This window comes from Facklamia sp. P13069, assembly GCF_050409405.1.
Lineage (GTDB): Bacteria > Bacillota > Bacilli > Lactobacillales > Aerococcaceae > Facklamia.
Window position 1 is genome coordinate 50,735 of sequence record NZ_JBNUPN010000004.1, and the last position, 18,793, is coordinate 69,527.

Genomic DNA, 18,793 nt, shown 5'->3' on the forward strand with positions numbered 1-18,793 from the left:
TTACTAATTTCTTCTGTATTTTCACACTTTCTGGCCTGATTTGTCCTATATTGGTAGAATGACTGAGGCTATACTAAGTAAAAACTCAATTGCTTTTATTTTGGCTGCCATCACTTTTTGTTTGGGAACGATGATTAATACAAAAAGTTTGATGAAAGTTATTCAACGAGAAGGGGGCCTTTCTCTTGTTAAAGCTAATTATCAATCATTATTGGGGGGGTTGATATTAAAGGTATTTGGAGATGAAGGTTTCTTAGGTATTAGTCTTTTAGCGCTTATTCTTGCAGTATGTTCAGCCAATCTAACCATCTTCTTACCCTTAGTTACTGATTATGCCCAAGAAGAAAATAAGATTGGCTTTAACTTTGTAGTCTTTTTTAGAATACCAACTTTTCCATTAATCGTCTATTCGCTTGGAAAAGCTGATAGCTCTGGCTTTAATTAGATGCCTTTGCTATCAACTCTTATTTCCCTAGTAGTAGGAATTATTATTGGAAATATCGATAAAAAGGCAGTAAAACTTTTTTCGCCAGCTATCGGATTATTCCTGCCTTTATTAGGATGAGGAATCGGTCAGGCTATGAACATTGTCGATAGTTTGCATTCTGGATTAATCGGTGTGATGAGTTGTATTCTTCTATTTAGTAAGCTCACCACTATTTTTAGTAGACAAGTATTTACTTAAAAATGATGGTGTAATGGGCATGTCCTTCAATGCTAAGCTAGAAAGTTCTGCTTCATTTCCCACTTTAATCGCTCAAAGCTATCCTAGTGTAGAACCTTACGTAACACAAGCATCTGCACAAATTCTAACAGGGCTTATTCCCACATTTTTAACATCATTCTTAGTAGCAAAATTCACCAAAAAGCTTCTTAATGCTTTCTGTGGTTGAAACCGATACAAGTTCAATCATATAATTAAGCTAACCATAATTTGGGGTTAGCTTTTTATATATAAACTATTCAAATAGGAGCGATTAAGACTATGAACCAACTTTATTTAAAAATGGTCAATTTCATAACCAATCAGCTAAAAGGCCAAAAAATATCTATTCATCACCCAGCTATTAAAAATGATCAAAAGGCATTCGATTCAAATAAACCGTTGAATGTACAAGAATCTATTATAAATAAGAAAGAATTAAAAAGTAAAAAAGGTGAAGAAACAAAAGAGATAGTGATTATTAATCAAAATATATTAGATGTAGATATAGAGAGTTTAATTAATATAATCCCTGCAATTAAAAAAGATCTTTCTAATGCAAAAACTTTAAAAGGTATTACTAGCTCACAAAGTATTTTAGATTCTTCAGAAGAAGATTTATTGAAGTTAAGACTTCACGGTTTAGACCAACTTTATCTTTTAATTGAAACAGGATCAGATCAAACATTAAACTTTTACAATAAACATCTAACTATTCATCAAGAAAAAATCGCTTTAAAAAAATTGAAAAAAGTAGGCATTAACTATTCTATAGTGACTGTTATAGGAGCTGGTGGAAATGGTTTATCTGATAGACATGCCATTGAAACTGCCAAACTTATTAACCATGTCGATGCAGAAGAACTTATTTTATTGACAATCGATGCAGAAGACTTATCTAGTTTAAAAGAGGAAGAGAGAGAAGGCTTTGTAATTTTGACGCCTCGTGAAAGTTTAGAGGAAGAATTAATGCTACTGAATCATATTAATACAAATATCAAAATAAATGGAAATCACTCCTCAAATACAATTTCATTAAGTGGGAAGTTCCCTCAAGATAAAGAAGAAATTATCAGTAAACTGGAAGACAAGCTTTACAATTGGGAAGAAGAAAATAAAAAGAGCTTTAGGGACTTTTTGAAAATATTTTAAGCATCTAAAAGTTATAGAGATTAATTAATGCAACTTTTTTGCTAAAAAAGACAAGCGAATTTATATTTAGTAATGTAGGAGAGAGTATATTTATAAAATCATATCGCATCAAGTAGACTTCACCTTGTGCAGTCATTTTCTAAGTAGTAAATATTTTGACTCTTTAGATAAGTATGACCGTATAACAATCTCGCAAGTAGCCCAAATAGATAATACTTTTTATGAAAGTTTAGCTAAGATTGGCTTTAAACAAATTGCCTATTTATTAAATATGGCAGGTGGTGGCATCATTAATTCCAATGACTGGATCAAAGTTTTAGATGAAAACCATTGAGCCGGAGCTGGTCTGGATAGCTCTGAGGGTGAAGGCCCTTATGCAGGCAATGGCTTTAAAAATCAAAAAATTTCAGATGAAACCTTCCTTCAAATATTAAATCACCCTAAAATCATTTCCTCACCACACAGTGCTTTTTATACCGACCAAGCCGCAAAAAACTTAGTAGAAGGTGAGCTTAATACCATTTTAGATGTTTTGAAAACAAGAACAACATCCTACCTCGTGAATTAATCTAAAAAAACTCTGTTAAACACTCAGGTGCTTAACAGAGTTTTTATTTAAAGGGTAAAATTATTGATCAGAAAACTTATCGAAGTAACCTTTGATATAGATGAAAGGTGTTCCTTTATCACCTGAACCAGAAGTTAAATCAGATAAAGAACCTAATAGGTCTGTTAGTTGACGCGGGGTAGTTCCGATTCTTTCTGCTTGGTCTTGACTAGCCTCCGCATGGCCTGCAATATAATCTGAAATAGCCGTTTGTAAATCTTGACCTTCAAGATCTTTAAATTTGCCATCTGCTAAATACTTTAGCTTTACTTCATTAGGTGTTCCTTCTAACCCACTGGTGTATGCAGGGGATACTATCGGATCGGCTAATTCCCAAATTTGACTTTGAGGATCTTTAAAAGCGCCGTCACCGTAAATCATAACTTCGATTGTTTTACCAGTTAAATCTTTAATTAAAGACTGGACCTCACTGACAAAGGCTTCACCATTAATAGGGAAGAGTTTTACGATTTCATCAGAAGATAGGTTTGCACCTAACAATCCAAATTCTGGATTCGAACCACTACCGTCGACTGGCTGATTCATAATCTCATCCAGTCGGAGTACTTTTGAAGCACCAGCTTGTAATAGGCGTTTTTGAGTACGATTGCGTGTATGAAGATCTGCTGTAATTATGGTGTCTGTGTAATCTAGGACAGCTTTTGGTTGGTTAGCTAAAATAATCGTGCAAGCAGCTCCTTCAGCTTCGATGGTTTCTCGGTAAAGACTTAAATAATCAACACCTGTGAAGGGGTGCTTCATATCGGCAAATATTTTTTTTATTTCTGCTTCTGTGAAGACATCTGTCCATGGATTAATACCAGCATCATCCAAATCTTCAATTAACATAAGCGGATTTCCCACTTCATCGGACGGATAACTCAATTGAACGATCACTTCATCGGCTGCACGAGCAATCGCTTTAAGGGTTGATTGAAAACGGTTACGACTTGTAATAGGGAAGACAACTCCTATTTTTTTGGCTTGCAATTTATCCTGAATGTCCTTTGCAATTTGATCAAGGGTCACGTAATTGCCTTGGGCACGCGCTAAAATGGATTCCGTAATCGCAAGAACATCTCGATCCTCTATCTTGTACTGAGCTTCCTTAGAAGATTCTAATAAAGTCTCCACAACAATCTTGACTAAGTCGTCTCCTTCATGGACAACTGGTGCTCTTAACCCTCTTACTACGGTACCTACTGTTCTTTTCATAATCAAATTCCTTTCTCTCATTGAGATAAATTAATCGACCAACAATGTATAAATGAAAAAAACGACGGAAGACCGCCATCACCCATTTACTAAAATAGTCTATCATAGAGTCTTCTTTGGAGAAAGATTTATATGATTTTTTACAAGAAATTTAAGCCGAATGTTCGGATTCATAGTTATTTTTGCTCTTAATGTTTAATTTTTTTTATAAATGCTATAGATTTATTTGCAATGGAACTGTTTTTTTAGATATAATATTTGAAGAAAGCTATGCAATTGATTATGATCTTAAAATGCTATTAAGTTATAGAATACACAACGATTAAGAGGTGATAAAATTGAAAAAATATTCACAAACCCTTTGGAATACTATGTTAGTGCTCCTATTGCTTCTATCAACCATTCCCTTTAAAACTTTCACTACAGCCTATGCCCAAGAAGCAATAGACCCGAATATTCTTCAATTAAAAAATAATCCTTCTACTTGGCAAATATTTTTGAATAGCAACAATAATATGGAACCAAGTGATCAGCTTATAATGTTTGAAACAGATGCTGAATTTGAACAAGTCCATTCATTTAAACTTATTACCAATCAAGAAGAAACTATTTCCATGCGATTAGTTAATCAGCAATCAGATTTTAATAGGGCTATTAAGAATTTTATGCAATACCGCGAAGAGATGGAGGCCTATCAGCAGGATAAGGTTCATTACGAAGAAAAATACCAAACTTATCTGGAAGCCAAAAAACAAAATGATCTTGAGTGGCAAGCCTACCAAGAAGCCCTAGAGACTTATCAGCTAGAATATGCAAATTATGAGCAAGAACTAGAAGCATACTGGACACAATATAACCAACTAATTGAGAGTGGTCTTGAAATTCCTTCCGACCTAGTTGAACCACAAGCCCCAAGTCAAGCTGATTTAGTAGAACCTGAAGTTTTTACAATGGAAGAACCATTAGCACCAGAAAATCCTTATAATGAAGAAAAAGAGAAACTTTGGCAAGTCGGATTCAAAGCGAATGCTAATGAAGAAGTTTATCAATTTTGGATACCAAAAGCTTACTTTAAACATACACTGCAAGCAGAGGTAGATCGTTCAGATTCGATGAGTAAAAGTTTTACCGTTAAAGCCGTTACGCTTTTTTCGAATAGGAAGATTACTGCCCAGCAAACTGTTCCTAAAAACGATGACAATAATAAAGAATTAGCGACAAACGAAGAATCAACAACAGTCACGATAGTTGATGATAATGCAACTACTATAAATCAAGAAAATAAAGAATCAAGTCAAGAAGATCACACAAAAGATAAAAGTACTCAGCTAAATCCTGAGCCGATCTTAAAAGATGAAATTCTTGTTCAAGTCGATCAACCTTTGTTAGCGGAAAATGTAGTCGAAAATTACAGTGATTTATCGAAAGAAGTGCTGTACGAATGGGAGGAAGCCATAGATACTTCGCAAACAGGGGTCTTCCAAACCATTTTATCCATCACTTTTCCTGACGGTGAAACCATTAAATTACCTGTAGAATATGAAGTAATAGCAAGATTTTCTAATATCCAAGCGCGATCAGCAACGGATTCTACCACACCCGTCTCAAATAAATTTAATATCTTAGCCTTAGACCAGTTTGATAATCCGGCGCCTAATGTAGAAGTAAAGCTTTTTCATTATAATCGAAAAGAAGAAGATTGGTTTACCTTTGATCTAAGCCTTGTAAATGACGACTCCCAACCAACTTCATATACAGGGACTAATGGCTATACTGCTTATTACAACGTTCCAAGAGATGGAAGTTACCCTTACTTTTATGTCAAGCTTATAAGTACACCTAATGGGTATGCACCGCCTAAAATTGGCCTACTAGAAAAGAATCCAAGTCTTGTTGCAAATAAATTCGACCCCAAAGAAGGCAGTTATTATGGAGCATACAATCTTTCACCCAATGGTACTTTATCTCCTGATTATAATAATATTTATCGTCCATTTGCCAAAAATGGTCGTGAGGTACTAAATAACGCCGCACTAATCCGACTGGAGATATTGCTGACGGATTTAACTTTTAAAAAAGTTGACCAAGAAACGCAACAACCCTTAGCGAATGCAGTCTATCGCTTAAGTAAAGAGGGGGATCCTTCCTTTAGTCAGACCGTAATTTCTAATCAAGAAGGAAAGTTAGATTTTACTAAGTTGAGCTATGGTAGCTATGAACTCAAAGAAATTAATGCGCCTGATGGGTACCTTGAAAGTGAGAAGACAATTTTATTTGATATTGATCAAAACGAGGATAAATCAGCCGTTTTCGCCAGAAATTTTCGCCAATCCTATAAAGGAAGCGTTACTTCGCTAGGGGATACCCCTCCCATTTTAGAAAACAAACCCAATCGTTTAAGAATCCGCAAAGTTAATAAACAAGGCGATTTACTTGAAGATGCTCAATTTACATTAAAAACACTTAATGGAACAGTAATTCCAAAAGAAACTAGCAATTCGTCAGCAATTTTTGAATACAGTCGCTTATCAGAGGGAAGTTATCTCTTAACTGAAGACAAGGCCCCAATTGGCTACTATTTGCCTCACAATAACAAGTGGACCCTGGTGGTGGATGCAGATGGCAAGATCCGTCTACAAGGCAATACAAGCAATATTAGTGAGATAAATTCTACAGATGATAGCCAAAGCTTTAATCTTATCAATCAAGAACATACACTTGATTTTAAGTTCACAAAAATTGGCTTAAATGAAAGCCGTTTAGCTGGGGCTCAATTTGATTTGAAACAAACACAGCCCTTTGAAGCTGAGATTGCTTCAGTCACAACGGATTCCAGTGGAGAGGTTCAATTTGAGGACTTAGGAGTCGGCTCCTATGAATTAATAGAAACAAAAACACCGCCTGGCTATGTAAAACAACATTTAAAAACCCTTTTTGATTTGGAATTATTAGCAGATAACAGCGGGTTAATAATTAAAAATATTCAAACAATTAACTTAGACACACAAAAAGAAGTGGAACCCCTTTTAAAACGCAATCCAGTTTCTAATCTTTATGAATATACTAATACTAGAGAATCCTATTCCTTCTTTAAGGTAGATGAAAAAGGCAAGCCTTTATCAGGGGCTCAATTCCGTGTGGTTAATGACGCTAAAACTGAAGAGGTTTTAATAAAGACAAGTGATACAAAAGGGCGAGTGACTCTCAATCGAACAGCCACTCAACCTAATTCAACCTTTACTATTCAAGAGATTCGAGCACCTTTAGGGTATCAAAAGAGTCAAGCAACATGGAAAATTACAACAGATGAATTTGGACAAGTCACTATGGAACCCCCTACTGGATCAGACGAATTTACTGGTTCAAGTGTCGTAGATGGGGCAGAGGATCAGATCAAAATGACTAACAAACTCTTAACCTATACCATTCAATTCACCAAGGTGGGACTTAACGACTTGCCGTTAGAAGGGGCAAAGTTTACTTTAACGCCTGTTATCAAGAATGATCAAGGTGAATATATTGAGGACTCGAATCAGACTGCTCTGATCGCTCAATCAGCTGCAGATGGCACAGTCATTTTTAACGATCTCCCCCTAGGTTTCTATCGTTTACAAGAAATACAAGCTCCACCAGGTTACGTTGCCCAAAGCGATGCCTATGATATTATTGAGATAAAATTGGATACGCTAGACAATAAATATATTGCGGATATACTGCCAGAATACAATCAATTGCTCACTGGAGATGACAATCAAGGCTATACCGTTTCAAACCTAGTGGACTCGAACTTTAAAATTGTGAAATACGGCTATAGTGAAAAAGGGGAAGAGTTGGATCCTTTTACGCAACCGGTTATTCCTTTAGCTGGTGTGCAATTTGAACTAAAAGGAATAGAAGGAAAAGACTATCTACAAACAGCCACGACCAATGCGACGGGAACAGCAGGTTTTACCGATGTAGAAACAGGTAAATATGAATTAAGGGAATTGAGTAGTCCCAACACTCATTTAAGGTCAAATAATGTCTATCAAATAGAGATTGTTTCGGATGCAGGAGGAATACGCCCTCACATCACCCGTATAGAAGGTACTGATGAGGAGGACTTCTTAACAAAAGACGACTCTGGCAAGTATCGCTTAGATTTTGCCATTAATCGTCAAAACCCCACCAATATCCAACTAAAGAAAGTAGCAGATGATAATGAAGGTCTGTCTATCGAGTCAATGCCCCCTTTAGAAGGTGCAAGCTTTCAAATTTATGAGTACGATAGACAAAAACAAGAACGAGTCGGACAAGCTTTGGCTACTAAAGTAACCGGAGCAGATGGCTTGCTTGCATTCAAGAATTTGCCAGTTGGCAAAACTTATGAAGTTGTAGAAACCCAATCACCTGTTAATTATGAGACAATAAGTGGAGGAGGTATCAGTGCAAAAGTAGAAGTTTCTGACAAAGGAGAATTAACTTGGCTTTCCCAATCTGATGCCCATTGGAATTTCGAAAGCAGTGATGGCATTCCGAGAGTGATCAACCGTTTCCATCCGATCGAAATTGAATTTTGGAAACGGGATGATATTAATAATCAAAACGGAGACTACGGCAATGCTATAGCTGGTGCCAGCTTCACATTGACCCGTATGGAAGGGGACCCAGCAAGTGGATTAAGTTCGAGTCATGAAAGCTGGACAGTTACCAGTGATACCAATGGAAGAGTTAGTTTTAACCAAGAATTATCTAATTATCGTCCCATCAGAACAGAGGAGAATTATGTTTATTTCCATCTGGATGAAAGCTTTGTACCAGATGGCTATCGAAAAATTGTTAAGCCAGTTATCATTCAAGTAGATAGAAGTAACAACGTCTCTATAATGCCGGATGATTTAATTAAGAACGAAAATGCAATCGTCCTAGATGCTAATAAGGGCTATGTTGTGATTAATGAACTTATCAGGACCGATTTTAGTTTCAATAAAATTGACGGTGAGGACCCTACTACAAGAATAACTGGCAGCATCTTTCGCTTAAAATCTAAAGCTGAGGATAATAAAGATCACCGTCTTATTGATCAAGTCGTTAGCCAGAATAATTATAATTCCATCGTCTTTAAAGATTTACCTCTTGGAAAGTACCTATTATATGAAGAAAAGGCACCTGCAGGCTATAAGCTCCTGGGACAACCATTAACTATTGAAATTATTGAAAGTACCGATTCCCAAGGGAATAAAACAGGCCAAGCGGAATTCATATTGGATGAAAAGCAAGTCGATTTTATTAGCAAACGAGATACAAGCTCTGACGGTAATGACAATGAAATTGTTGTAATGAATTACCAATCGCATGACCTTATACTTACTGGAGGAACGGGGGTGCTGATTTATCTAGTTTCCGGCTTCATATTAATGGCTTTAACAAGTTTTTATTATCTTCAATCAAAAAAAACACATGAAAAGGAGTAAACACATGAAAAAAAGCAACTTATTAACAGCAGTCCTTGTTTTTATTTTGGGACTCTCGAACATTTTAACTCAGGCCCCTTCAGTATTTGCAACAGAACCTTTCGATGCAAAGGTAACCATTCATAAACTGCAAGCAGATTCATATAATTCTGATTTGCCAAAAGCAAACCAGGACGGGACAATAATTACAGACCTTTCTACTCTCGGTACCAATGTAAAACCCTTATCTGGAGTAAGCTTTACAGCTTATGAAATTGATAAAGATAGCTATGATAAAGCAATTGCTGGTACAAAGCCTACCCAGCCAGCATCTGGAGGCCAACTTCTCGGTGAAACCGATTCAAATGGAACGGTTGAATGGACAGTAAATGTTGATCCTGCTAACCCTAAATACTTTGCTGTTTTTGAAACAAAAAAACCAAATTCCGTAACGGAGTCATTAGCGGTTCCATTTGTAATTGCTTTTCCAATGACTAAATTTGACGGTAGTGAATATCTTAAAGATATTCATATTTATCCTAAAAACGTTACAGGTGCTTTTCCGGTTATCGGTAAGGATATTGCTAAGTTAGGTTTTAACGAAGCCTCATTCAATGTTGGCGAAGCTTTTCAATATATTTTAAAAGGAACCATCCCAACAAATATTGAAAAATATTCAAAATATACCTTTACAGACCAGTTAGATCCGGCCTTAACAATTAAGCATGATGACCTTAAACCGACGATTAAGGTGGGAAATGAAACGTTAATTATAGAAGATCATTTCAATTATTCAGTCAGTGGTCAAACTATAAGTATTGCTTTAACACCAAAGGGTATCGAACAAATCGCTTCTCAAGTTCCTCTAGCAAATCGAAATAAAATCGCTGATAATGAAATCGATGGTATTTCGTCCAATACAAATGAAGCTCCATTTATTGAAGTTAGTTTTACTGCCTACCTTAACGGCACTCACTCATCTACTGATACACCAATTACAAACAATGCAACAATTACTTACAATAATAGTGTGGTAGAAGAGACTACTAGCGCTTCAAATGATGTTTCGATCAAATACGGAAGTCAAGAATTTCAAAAAGTTGACTCCAATAAGAAAGCTCTTTCAGAAGCTGTTTTTACTGTCTTAGAAGATAATGCTCCGATGAAGTGGAACGAACATCTTATCACCCTTAACAATGCCGAGAGTAATCCAAAATTCCCAGATGCAATGGTTGGTAAGGTTATCCAATTAAAATCTGATGCCGAGGGTAATTTTTCAATTGACGGACTGGCATACTCAGCGCAAGGAAATGAGGGAACTAAACCATCGCAGTATTCAGTTAAAGAAACTAAAGCACCGGAGGGTTATCAGTTGTTAGCCGATGCTGTTAATTTTTCAGTAGAAAAAGATAATCAAAAACTTGAGATTACTAATAATTTACGTCCATCTATCCCAGCAACTGGTGGTATGGGGACTGTCATCTTCATCGTAGCAGGCGCATTACTAATGTTCCTTGCAATTTATGGTCGTCGTAAGGCCAAAGAAGAAGCCTAAACGATTAAGAATTTAAGGTATGGAGATTTTCTCCATCCTTTGTTAAGGGAAATAGGCCTATTTCCCTTAACAAAGGATATTCAAACTAGGAGGTATGATATGAAGTTATTTAAACAACTTACTACATTTCTATTGATGCTTTTTACCTTAATGATCATACCGTTTAATCATATTTCAGCCACATCCAATCGCTTGATCATTCATTCTGTTGATAGTGAAACAATAAGAGAATATAGAGTGTGGAAGGTCGATCCCACCTATTCTCAAGCAGATATCGCTTCTTTAAAAGAAAAGAAAGTTAGTGAATTAGATCATCTATTTAAACAATCTTACTCTTCAAAAACGAATGAAAATTCTCTAGCCATTATTGACGGGCTTCCGGATGGTAGCTATTACGGATTAGAAATCAATCAAGCCGGTAAAAAAGAAGAGCGTACGGTACCATTTATCATCGATTTGCCTTATCAAAACGCTTTTGAAGTTGATGTTTTCCCTAAGCGCGTTCAAACGGGCTACCTAAAAATCAAAGTGATCGGTGAAGTGACCACTAACCAAATGGATGATTGGAAGAATTTAGCGAATGTTACTTTTTATATTTATGCAGCGAATTCAGACCAGCCAATGTTGTTTAAAGAAGGGCATTTTACAACGGATCCTTCGGGCAAGGCTGAATTGAAGTCGAATTCTCTTGGTGAAATCACTCTCGCTTCATTACCAGAAGGAGACTATGTATTAGTTGAACTAAAAACGGTCGATGGGTATCAGCTTTCAAAAAAAATACATTTCACTATTAAGGCTGGTGAAGTTACTGAAGTTTTAGTTAAAAATTATCTGATTGCTAAAGAGACTTCTCAAGACTCAACCACAGAGCCTACAGATGAAAGCTCATTTGAAGAAGGGCTTGAAAAGGGCGGACAACATTTCCGAAAGGTCAACCATAAAAAGCCGGCGCAAGGCTTGATGGGTGCACGCTTTGAAGTAGTCACTTGGAATAGTAAAAAACGCCTCTTCGAACCAGTCTCTTCGGAAGAAGGGTCTTTCTACATTGTAGAATCTGATTCACGAGGATATTTTGAAGTCAATAATCTGCCCTTAGGAAAATACTATCTTATCGAAATCGAAGCCCCCATTGTACAAGGTCTAAAATACCAACCCTTTGAACAAGCCATTCCCTTTGAAATAACCAGTCAGAGTTATTGGAACTATACTGTAATGGAGATCGTCAACCATCCAGTTGAAGCATCAAAGCAAGAGCAAGATATTCCTATTAACCGACCTTCTAAACCAAGTGATATTGGCTTTTTACCAACGACAGGAGAATGTAAAACTAATTATTTCTACCTTGCTTTTCTTTTTATAACCATCGGTTTATTCATTCTTTTTTATAAGTCGACAACTGGTACAGAAAGGATTTCATGTAAACTTTATGAAGAAGAAAAAAATTAAACTCTTTTTTTATAATCTACTTTTTATAATGGGAGGGATAGCTTTATGCTATCCTTTTATTTCACGTTACCTCTATGACCAAGCCTCACGCGTGGAAGTGAATAGCTATAAGGAGGCTGTGCAACAACTGTCTATACAAGAAGTGGACCGACGTGTTTTTCTTGCCCAAGCCTACAACGACCAATTAAGTCAGAAAAAAGAGGGTGTTTCAAAGCTTTCGGATCCTTTTTCAGAAAAAGATCATCAAGAAGGACGTGCAGCCTATGCGCATATGTTGGAGATTAATGAACAAATTGGTGTCATTGATATTCCTAAAATAAATGAATACTTACCAGTTTTTGCTGGAACCAGTGAAGAAGTGCTGCAAAAAGGAATCGGACATTTAGAAGGGACAAGTCTGCCGGTAGGTGGACTTCACACCCATGCAGTTATTACAGGGCATCGAGGGTTGCCGAATGCACGTTTATTTTCGCATTTAGACAAGTTAAAAATAGATGATGTCTTTTATTTTAACAACTTAAATGAAACTTTAGCCTATCAAGTCGATCGAATCGATGTCATCTTACCTCATGAAATAGGATATCTTGATATTGTTCCAGAACATGATTATATGACATTAATTACTTGTACCCCCTATATGATCAATAGTCACCGCCTACTGGTTAGAGGACACCGTATTCCTTATGTAGAGGATGAATTTGAAAAAGACCGCAAGACCTCTATGAACTTCTTTATCAAGTACCGCTGGCTTTTATTACTCCTGTTACTTTTACTACTACTTACTATTCTTTTTTGGCTGTATAATCGAAAAAAGACTGACAATGGAAAGTAGGTGGTTACAATCAATAGAAGAAATATCAAAGCTGTTTTAAACATTTTTATTTTCCTTTTGGGTTTGACCTTGGTCGCCTATCCTTTTGTAGCGCGTTATATTCATAACCAAGCGGCAAGAACGCAAGTAGAAGAATTTAGGGACCAATCTATCAAAATATCACAAACTGAATTAGACCGTCGGATTGAATTAGCCCATGCTTATAATTCGACCATCCTTCCTAGTATGAATGGCGTGGTGGATCCTTTTACCAAAAAACAAAAGGAAGGAATTAAAGAATATGCTCGCATGCTCGAAATCAATGAACAGATAGGCTTTATCGATATTCCTAAGATTGATCTCTCATTACCTATCCATGCAGGAGCGACTGAAGAAGTCTTACAAAAAGCAGCCGCTCACCTCCAAGGAACCAGCTTACCTGTTGGTGGTAAAGGAACAAATAGCGTCATTACAGCTCATAGAGGCTTACCTAGCGCCAAATTATTTTCTGATTTAAACAAAATGGAAGTTGGCGACTTATTTTTCCTCCATAACTTGCGCGATGATTTAGCTTATCAAGTGATTGAAATCAAAGTGATTGAACCTAATGATTTTGAATCCCTCAAAATTGAAGAAGCAGAAGATCGAGTAACTTTATTAACCTGCACACCCTATATGATTAATAGTCATCGCTTATTGGTTATTGGTAAACGTATTCCATATCCGAAAGAAAGCGTTCAAGAGACAATAACAAGAAGACAGCCATCTCCATGGAAGTTATGGCTTACGATTGCGTTAAGCTTATTTATTTTCTTGTCTATTATAGTTTTATTCATCAAAAGAAAAAAAGCTAATCGTAGCTTTTCTAGGGTAAAATGAGTCTATTGATAAGTTGCTGGTCAAAATAAACAATGAGTAATTTGTGTTTGAAATTCCTGTTTTTTTTCACTACTATAGGAATAGCAAAATTAAAAAAGCTAAACCACGATATAACTAACTTTTGTGCACAGAAGGGTGGAAAGTCATGCTTGTCTATAACCAGTGGAAAAAAGATCTCATTTCAATCAATCCTGCTGAATTATTCTTCTATAGCTACTTGGGCCTCATCTTAATTGGGAGCCTCTGTTTAAAATTACCTTTTGCAACTAATGAGGGTGTGCAGACCTCATTGATTGATAGTATCTTTACAGCCGCTTCTGCAGTTTGCGTCACGGGTCTAGCGACTTTAACCACCGCAAGTCATTGGTCGCCATTTGGTAAAACGGTCATTTTAATTCTCATACAAATAGGCGGTATTGGAATCATGACCGGTGTGGGAACCATTGGTATGTTAATGGGGAGACGGCTGTCTTTTTCTAATCGTAAGTTCTTAGCAGAAGAAAAAAACACCACTACTTTTAGTGAGGTAGCAGACCTTGTGCGGTATGTCGCTTATTCTACTTTAATTATTGAAGCCATTGGTGCTGTTTTATTAAGCTTTCAATTTATACCTGAATATGGGGTCATTAAAGGCGTCATCAATAGTATCTTTCACTCTGTTTCTGCTTTTTGTAATGCCGGCTTTGATATTATCGGTGACCAAAGTTTTATGGGCTATGTCGATAATAATTGGATAAATATCGTACTAATGTTCTTAATTATAGTAGGGGGACTCGGTTTTTCAGTTAGCAGAAATTTAATCCACCATTACTTAAATGGAAAGCCTCTTCGCTTGCATACAAAACTTGTTATAGTGACAACAAGTCTTTTAATTATCTTACCTGCCTTATTCTTTTTAGTTGTTGAATGGCAAAATCCTAGTACGTTAGGACCCTTAAATCTTGTGGATAAATTTACTGCGGCTTTTTTTCAATCGGTAACGACAAGAACGGCTGGTTTTGCGACGATCGAACAAGGAGGCTTACGCACCCCGAGCTACTTGGTGACGAATCTACTGATGTTTATTGGGGGGGCACCCGGAGGAACAGCCGGTGGCTTAAAAGTTACAACCTTTGCCTTATTAATTCTTTATACTCTGTCGTATTTGCGCGAAAGTCAAGATACCGTTGTCTTTAGACGTCGGATTCCTAGGAAGAATATATTGAAATCACTGGCCATTTTCTTTCTTTCTTTTTCTTGGGTGGGTATCGCTTTAATCTTGCTTACCCTATTTGAACCTAATAAGTCACTGGTTAATCTTTATTATGAGATTATCTCTGCTTATGGTACAGTGGGATTAAGCCAAGGAATTACAGCCAGTTTAAGTGTGATGAGTAAAATAGTGATAATCTTTACCATGATTTTTGGTAAAATTGGACCCATGGCGATGGTGTTTGTCTTCTTCAAATCCAAAGCCTCGAACAATTATCGCGAAGCACAAGAAAGTATCTTAGTGGGGTGATTATGTGAAGGAATATCTAGTGATTGGCGCCGGAAGATTTGGGCGTAGTTTAGCGGAGAATTTAATGAAATTAGGACATGAAGTGATTATTATTGATCATAATGAAGAAAGCATCAACCGAATCGCTCCTTATGTAACCCATGCAATTTGCGCAGATATCAAAAACATTGAGGTTTTTCATGAGTTAGGGCTAGCGAATATCCAAACAGCCATTATTGCAATTGGATCGGATTTAGAAGCGTCTATATTATCTACCATCACTTTAAAAGAAATCGGTGTAAAAACAATCATCGGCAAAGCTTCTACCGATTATTATGCCAAAGTTCTTAAAAAGGTTGGCATTGATAAAGTTATTATTCCAGAAAAAGAAAGTGGCCGTAAATTAGCTTATAGTTTATCCTCTAAGAATCTTGTTGATTATTTTAATATTATTGATGACTATTCCATCTTCGAAGTAACCACCCCTTCATTATGGGTGGATAAAAGTCTAATCGATTTAGACGTGAGAGCTAAACATGGCTTTAATATAGTTGGAATTATTCGAGATTCGGGTGATTTTCTTGGAAATCCTGAACCTCATTCGGTCATCCATAAAGGGGATATGTTGGTAATACTGGGAACCTCAAAAGACTTTATGACGGTTGAGAAGCTGATTAATGAGCAATAATTGATCCATTGAATAAAGTATCAAATCCTGAAACAATCTACATTTTAGATTGTTTCTTTTTTATTTTAAATGGGAGGGTTTGAGAATGAACATATTACGCATTTTAATATAAGCAATTTGTATCAAACTGTTTCGAGATAAAATATTGATTTTTTTTCTAATCGTGTTATAATTATTTTATCATAATAGATCGAGGTGGTATTTATGAGAAAAATGTCAATCATTTTTTCAAGTGCATTATTGCTAGCTAGTGTTGGAACTCCTCTGATACAACAATCAATATACGCACAAGAAGAAGCGTCAAATACTTCGCAAGCTTATAGTGCAAATGTACAAGATTTAGCAATAGAAATAGTAAATCAAAAAGACAAATTAGAAGCATTAGAACAAACGGTCTTAGGGACTCCCTATGAAGATCTCCTAAATAAAAGTTTTGATATTTTAGAAACAGTCATCTCAGACGCTACTGCAATAGCAAAAGGCGAGGGTATAAATCCTGAAACAATTTATGCTTTAAATTCAATAGGGCCACGTCTAACTGCTATTACAGAAGTAATTGAGGCAATTGATTATTCCGTTAATCATTTGAATAATAAAATAATCGATGCCCACCATATGATGGGATTAAAAATTACACATCTTACATACACTCTGTTGAATCCGCTTTCTTCGAACAATAGCATTGAGAAATTAATTGCTGAATTGAGAGAAACCAAGAGTGAGGCAGCTGCTCTACCAGATCTCAGTGAAAAAGATACAGCAACTATTTACTCAAAAGCTAAATTAGATAAAGCCATTTGGAATACGCGTTTTATTCGGGATGAAAAAATATTAGGTAAGATGGGTGCCAATGTCTATCATTCTTTAAATCGCGCAATCACAAAAGCAGTAGGAATTCAACTTGATCCAAAATCAACCGTTGGAGAAATCGACCAAGCGGTGGCTGAAATTGAAAGTCAACTTAATCAAGCCTTACAAGGTAAAGTTGTAGAAGTCACTAAACGTGATCGTGTAGCTGATCACAAGGAAGATCTGCTCGTAATTAAAGATAAAGAAGAGCAAATTAAGCATCTGAAAGAAGTTTTAGCGGGTACAAATTATGAAAATATCCTTGAAAGAGCTTCAAAATTGGTTGAAAACATCAAGAAAGAAGCCACTCTCGAAGCAAGCATAGCGGGCAAAGTTCCATTAAAGGTTGATACAATTGGAAGTCGGATTGAAGCATTAGTAACGATCATTGATGGAATTGTATACGCAACGACTGAAGCTACTAATAAAGTCAGCCATGCCCATAAAGACATGGGATATACAATCACTAAAGCTTTAATCACTTTAGCAGACCCATTCTCTTCACAAGCTTCAATCGATCATCAAGTACAACAAATCTTAGATCTAAAAGAGGCCATCAATGATTATCCAGATTTAACTGAAGAGGACATTGCAACAATCTATGTAAAAGCTAAATTAGATAACGCCATTTGGAATACACGTTTTATCAGAGATAAAAACATATTAGGTAAACTTCCTTTTGAACAGTATAATGATCTTAATAAAACAATTACTAAAGCCGTAGGTGTGCAGTTGGATCCAAAATCGACTGTCAAGGATATTAATTTATCCGTTCAACAATTACAAGAAAAACTTCAATCAATTTTAGGTTACGAAGTGGGATCAATCGTATCAAAAGACTTGACACTTCCAGACATTGTAAAAGATCATGAGGTTGCTTCAGATCTAGAAGAATTAAAAATTGAAGAAGATAAACTGGTAAAAATTTCTGAAAGAGTTCTTTCTAAAAAATATGAAAAATCATTAGAACAAGCCTTTAAGTTAATCGATAAACTCGGTGGCGAGTTAAATGGGATAAAACAATCAGATACTATATTTAACCTAAACTCAATTGGTAGCCGGATGAATGCTTTAAAAAACATTATTGAGTCCATTGATTATGCAACAAGTGAACTCAAAAATAAAGATTTATCTATACATAAAGATTATGGTTTTGCAATTACAAGAACACTAGTTACTTTATCAGACCCATTTGCTTCAAAAGAAAAAATTGAAAAAAGAATGGCTGAATTGCAAGCTTTAGAAACAAAAGCAGCCCATACACCCGATCTTCATTTAGATTCTCGTGCTAATATTTATGTTCAATCAATCCTAGATGAAGTGATTTGGAATACAAGATTTAGACGGGATAAAGAAATTCTCGGTAAACAACCTTATGAAGTATATTCTAAAATCAATCGGACACTTACAAAAGCAGTTGGGGTTCAATTAAATCCAAATTCTACTTTAAGAGATGTCTATTCAATGATTCATGAATTAGAATTATTGTTTGATGATAAGATAACAGAAACCGAAGAAGTGATTGCAACAGAAGTCACTGAAGAAGAAGCTACCATCCAAGCTCTTAATGATGAAGTTGCTGTGGATGAAGCAATTGAAGCTAATGAAGAAAGTGTTAGTGAAGATCAGAGTGAAGGAGCTTCCGTAGAAGAAGTGATTGTCGGCGATACTTTTGAAGAGCTTTCTACAGATGAAGCGATTGAAGAAGAAATAACATCAGTTGAACAAATTGAAGAAACAACGGTTGAGAAATCGGCAGATGACGCTGAAACTGAAGAAACTCAACTTGATGCTGAGCAAACAGTTCTTCAAGACGAAACTATAAGTGACCTCTCAATAGAAGAGTCAGCCGTTGAATCAGATCTTTAATCATAGCTTGGTCCGTCTCGTTAGAAGCCTAATAGAATCATTCTATTAGGCTTTTTAGTTTGAAATACAATTTATTTATATGGGTTTACATAATATACATTATCTTA

The 18,793-nt window shown here is 36.0% G+C and carries 12 protein-coding genes and 1 pseudogene; 12 read left to right on the forward strand and 1 reads right to left on the reverse strand.

The genetic code is table 11. The features are described from left to right. Nucleotides 1–13 precede the first annotated feature (13 nt). The 4 genes and pseudogenes from ACQV2T_RS01970 (at nucleotide 14) to ACQV2T_RS01985 (ending at nucleotide 2,189) form a co-directional block, all read left to right on the forward strand. Entirely contained in the window at nucleotides 14–445 is a 432-nt protein-coding gene (locus tag ACQV2T_RS01970) for a 2-keto-3-deoxygluconate permease (RefSeq protein ID WP_428893183.1), read from the forward strand. 199 nt (nucleotides 446–644) lie between these two features. Further along, nucleotides 645–893: pseudogene (locus tag ACQV2T_RS01975) on the forward strand (2-keto-3-deoxygluconate permease); the annotation flags it as partial. Nucleotides 894–985: 92 nt separating this feature from the next. Beyond that, a complete protein-coding gene (locus ACQV2T_RS01980; RefSeq protein ID WP_428893170.1) occupies nucleotides 986–1,855 on the forward strand; it encodes a radical SAM protein in 870 nt (289 codons plus the stop codon). 124 nt (nucleotides 1,856–1,979) lie between these two features. Beyond that, nucleotides 1,980–2,189 carry a hypothetical protein gene (locus tag ACQV2T_RS01985; RefSeq protein ID WP_428873361.1) on the forward strand — a complete coding sequence of 70 codons (210 nt, stop codon included), beginning with the start codon at nucleotides 1,980–1,982 and terminating at the stop codon, nucleotides 2,187–2,189. Nucleotides 2,190–2,483: 294 nt separating this feature from the next. Here the strand turns inward: ACQV2T_RS01985 and ACQV2T_RS01990 are convergent, their stop codons facing one another. Next, nucleotides 2,484–3,677 carry a coenzyme F420-0:L-glutamate ligase gene (locus ACQV2T_RS01990; RefSeq protein ID WP_428876432.1) on the reverse strand — a complete coding sequence of 398 codons (1,194 nt, stop codon included), beginning with the start codon at nucleotides 3,675–3,677 and terminating at the stop codon, nucleotides 2,484–2,486. A 338-nt stretch (nucleotides 3,678–4,015) separates the two neighbouring features. Between ACQV2T_RS01990 and ACQV2T_RS01995 the strand changes: the two genes are divergently transcribed. The 8 genes from ACQV2T_RS01995 (at nucleotide 4,016) to ACQV2T_RS02030 (ending at nucleotide 18,686) form a co-directional block, all read left to right on the forward strand. Beyond that, nucleotides 4,016–9,130: a SpaA isopeptide-forming pilin-related protein gene (locus ACQV2T_RS01995; RefSeq protein WP_428893171.1), complete on the forward strand. Its 5,115-nt coding sequence runs from the start codon at nucleotides 4,016–4,018 to the stop codon at nucleotides 9,128–9,130. 4 nt (nucleotides 9,131–9,134) lie between these two features. Then, nucleotides 9,135–10,664, forward strand: coding sequence for a SpaH/EbpB family LPXTG-anchored major pilin (locus ACQV2T_RS02000; RefSeq protein ID WP_428873358.1), 1,530 nt, complete (start codon nucleotides 9,135–9,137; stop codon nucleotides 10,662–10,664). 99 nt (nucleotides 10,665–10,763) lie between these two features. Continuing rightward, a complete protein-coding gene (locus ACQV2T_RS02005) occupies nucleotides 10,764–12,110 on the forward strand; it encodes an MSCRAMM family protein (protein ID WP_428893172.1) in 1,347 nt (448 codons plus the stop codon). Next, the gene (locus tag ACQV2T_RS02010; RefSeq protein WP_428875257.1) at nucleotides 12,091–12,942 is read left to right on the forward strand and encodes a class C sortase; all 852 of its coding nucleotides are present in this window, start codon (nucleotides 12,091–12,093) and stop codon (nucleotides 12,940–12,942) included. The genes ACQV2T_RS02005 and ACQV2T_RS02010 overlap by 20 nt, the downstream gene beginning before the upstream one ends. Beyond that, nucleotides 12,943–13,800 carry a class C sortase gene (locus ACQV2T_RS02015; protein WP_428893173.1) on the forward strand — a complete coding sequence of 286 codons (858 nt, stop codon included), beginning with the start codon at nucleotides 12,943–12,945 and terminating at the stop codon, nucleotides 13,798–13,800. A 145-nt stretch (nucleotides 13,801–13,945) separates the two neighbouring features. Next, complete coding sequence (locus ACQV2T_RS02020) at nucleotides 13,946–15,301, forward strand: TrkH family potassium uptake protein (RefSeq protein WP_428885054.1); 1,356 nt, start codon at nucleotides 13,946–13,948, stop codon at nucleotides 15,299–15,301. Between the two features lie 4 nt (nucleotides 15,302–15,305). Continuing rightward, nucleotides 15,306–15,968, forward strand: a complete 663-nt coding sequence (locus tag ACQV2T_RS02025) for a potassium channel family protein (RefSeq protein WP_428873353.1) — start codon at nucleotides 15,306–15,308, stop codon at nucleotides 15,966–15,968. Nucleotides 15,969–16,172: 204 nt separating this feature from the next. Further along, on the forward strand, nucleotides 16,173–18,686 hold the full coding sequence (locus ACQV2T_RS02030) for a CAMP factor family pore-forming toxin (RefSeq protein WP_428893174.1): 2,514 nt from the start codon (nucleotides 16,173–16,175) through the stop codon (nucleotides 18,684–18,686). Nucleotides 18,687–18,793: the final 107 nt, after the last annotated feature.

Bases quoted from the DNA above. Each gene is read 5' to 3' on its own strand.
- ACQV2T_RS02005 (WP_428893172.1), top strand. From the start codon at position 10,764: ATGAAGTTATTTAAACAACTTACTACATTTCTATTGATGCTTTTTACC.
- ACQV2T_RS02020 (WP_428885054.1), top strand. From the start codon at position 13,946: ATGCTTGTCTATAACCAGTGGAAAAAAGATCTCATTTCAATCAATCCT.
- ACQV2T_RS01990 (WP_428876432.1), bottom strand. From the start codon at position 3,677: ATGAAAAGAACAGTAGGTACCGTAGTAAGAGGGTTAAGAGCACCAGTT.
- ACQV2T_RS02000 (WP_428873358.1), top strand. From the start codon at position 9,135: ATGAAAAAAAGCAACTTATTAACAGCAGTCCTTGTTTTTATTTTGGGA.
- ACQV2T_RS02030 (WP_428893174.1), top strand. From the start codon at position 16,173: ATGAGAAAAATGTCAATCATTTTTTCAAGTGCATTATTGCTAGCTAGT.
- ACQV2T_RS02010 (WP_428875257.1), top strand. From the start codon at position 12,091: ATGAAGAAGAAAAAAATTAAACTCTTTTTTTATAATCTACTTTTTATA.
- ACQV2T_RS01980 (WP_428893170.1), top strand. From the start codon at position 986: ATGAACCAACTTTATTTAAAAATGGTCAATTTCATAACCAATCAGCTA.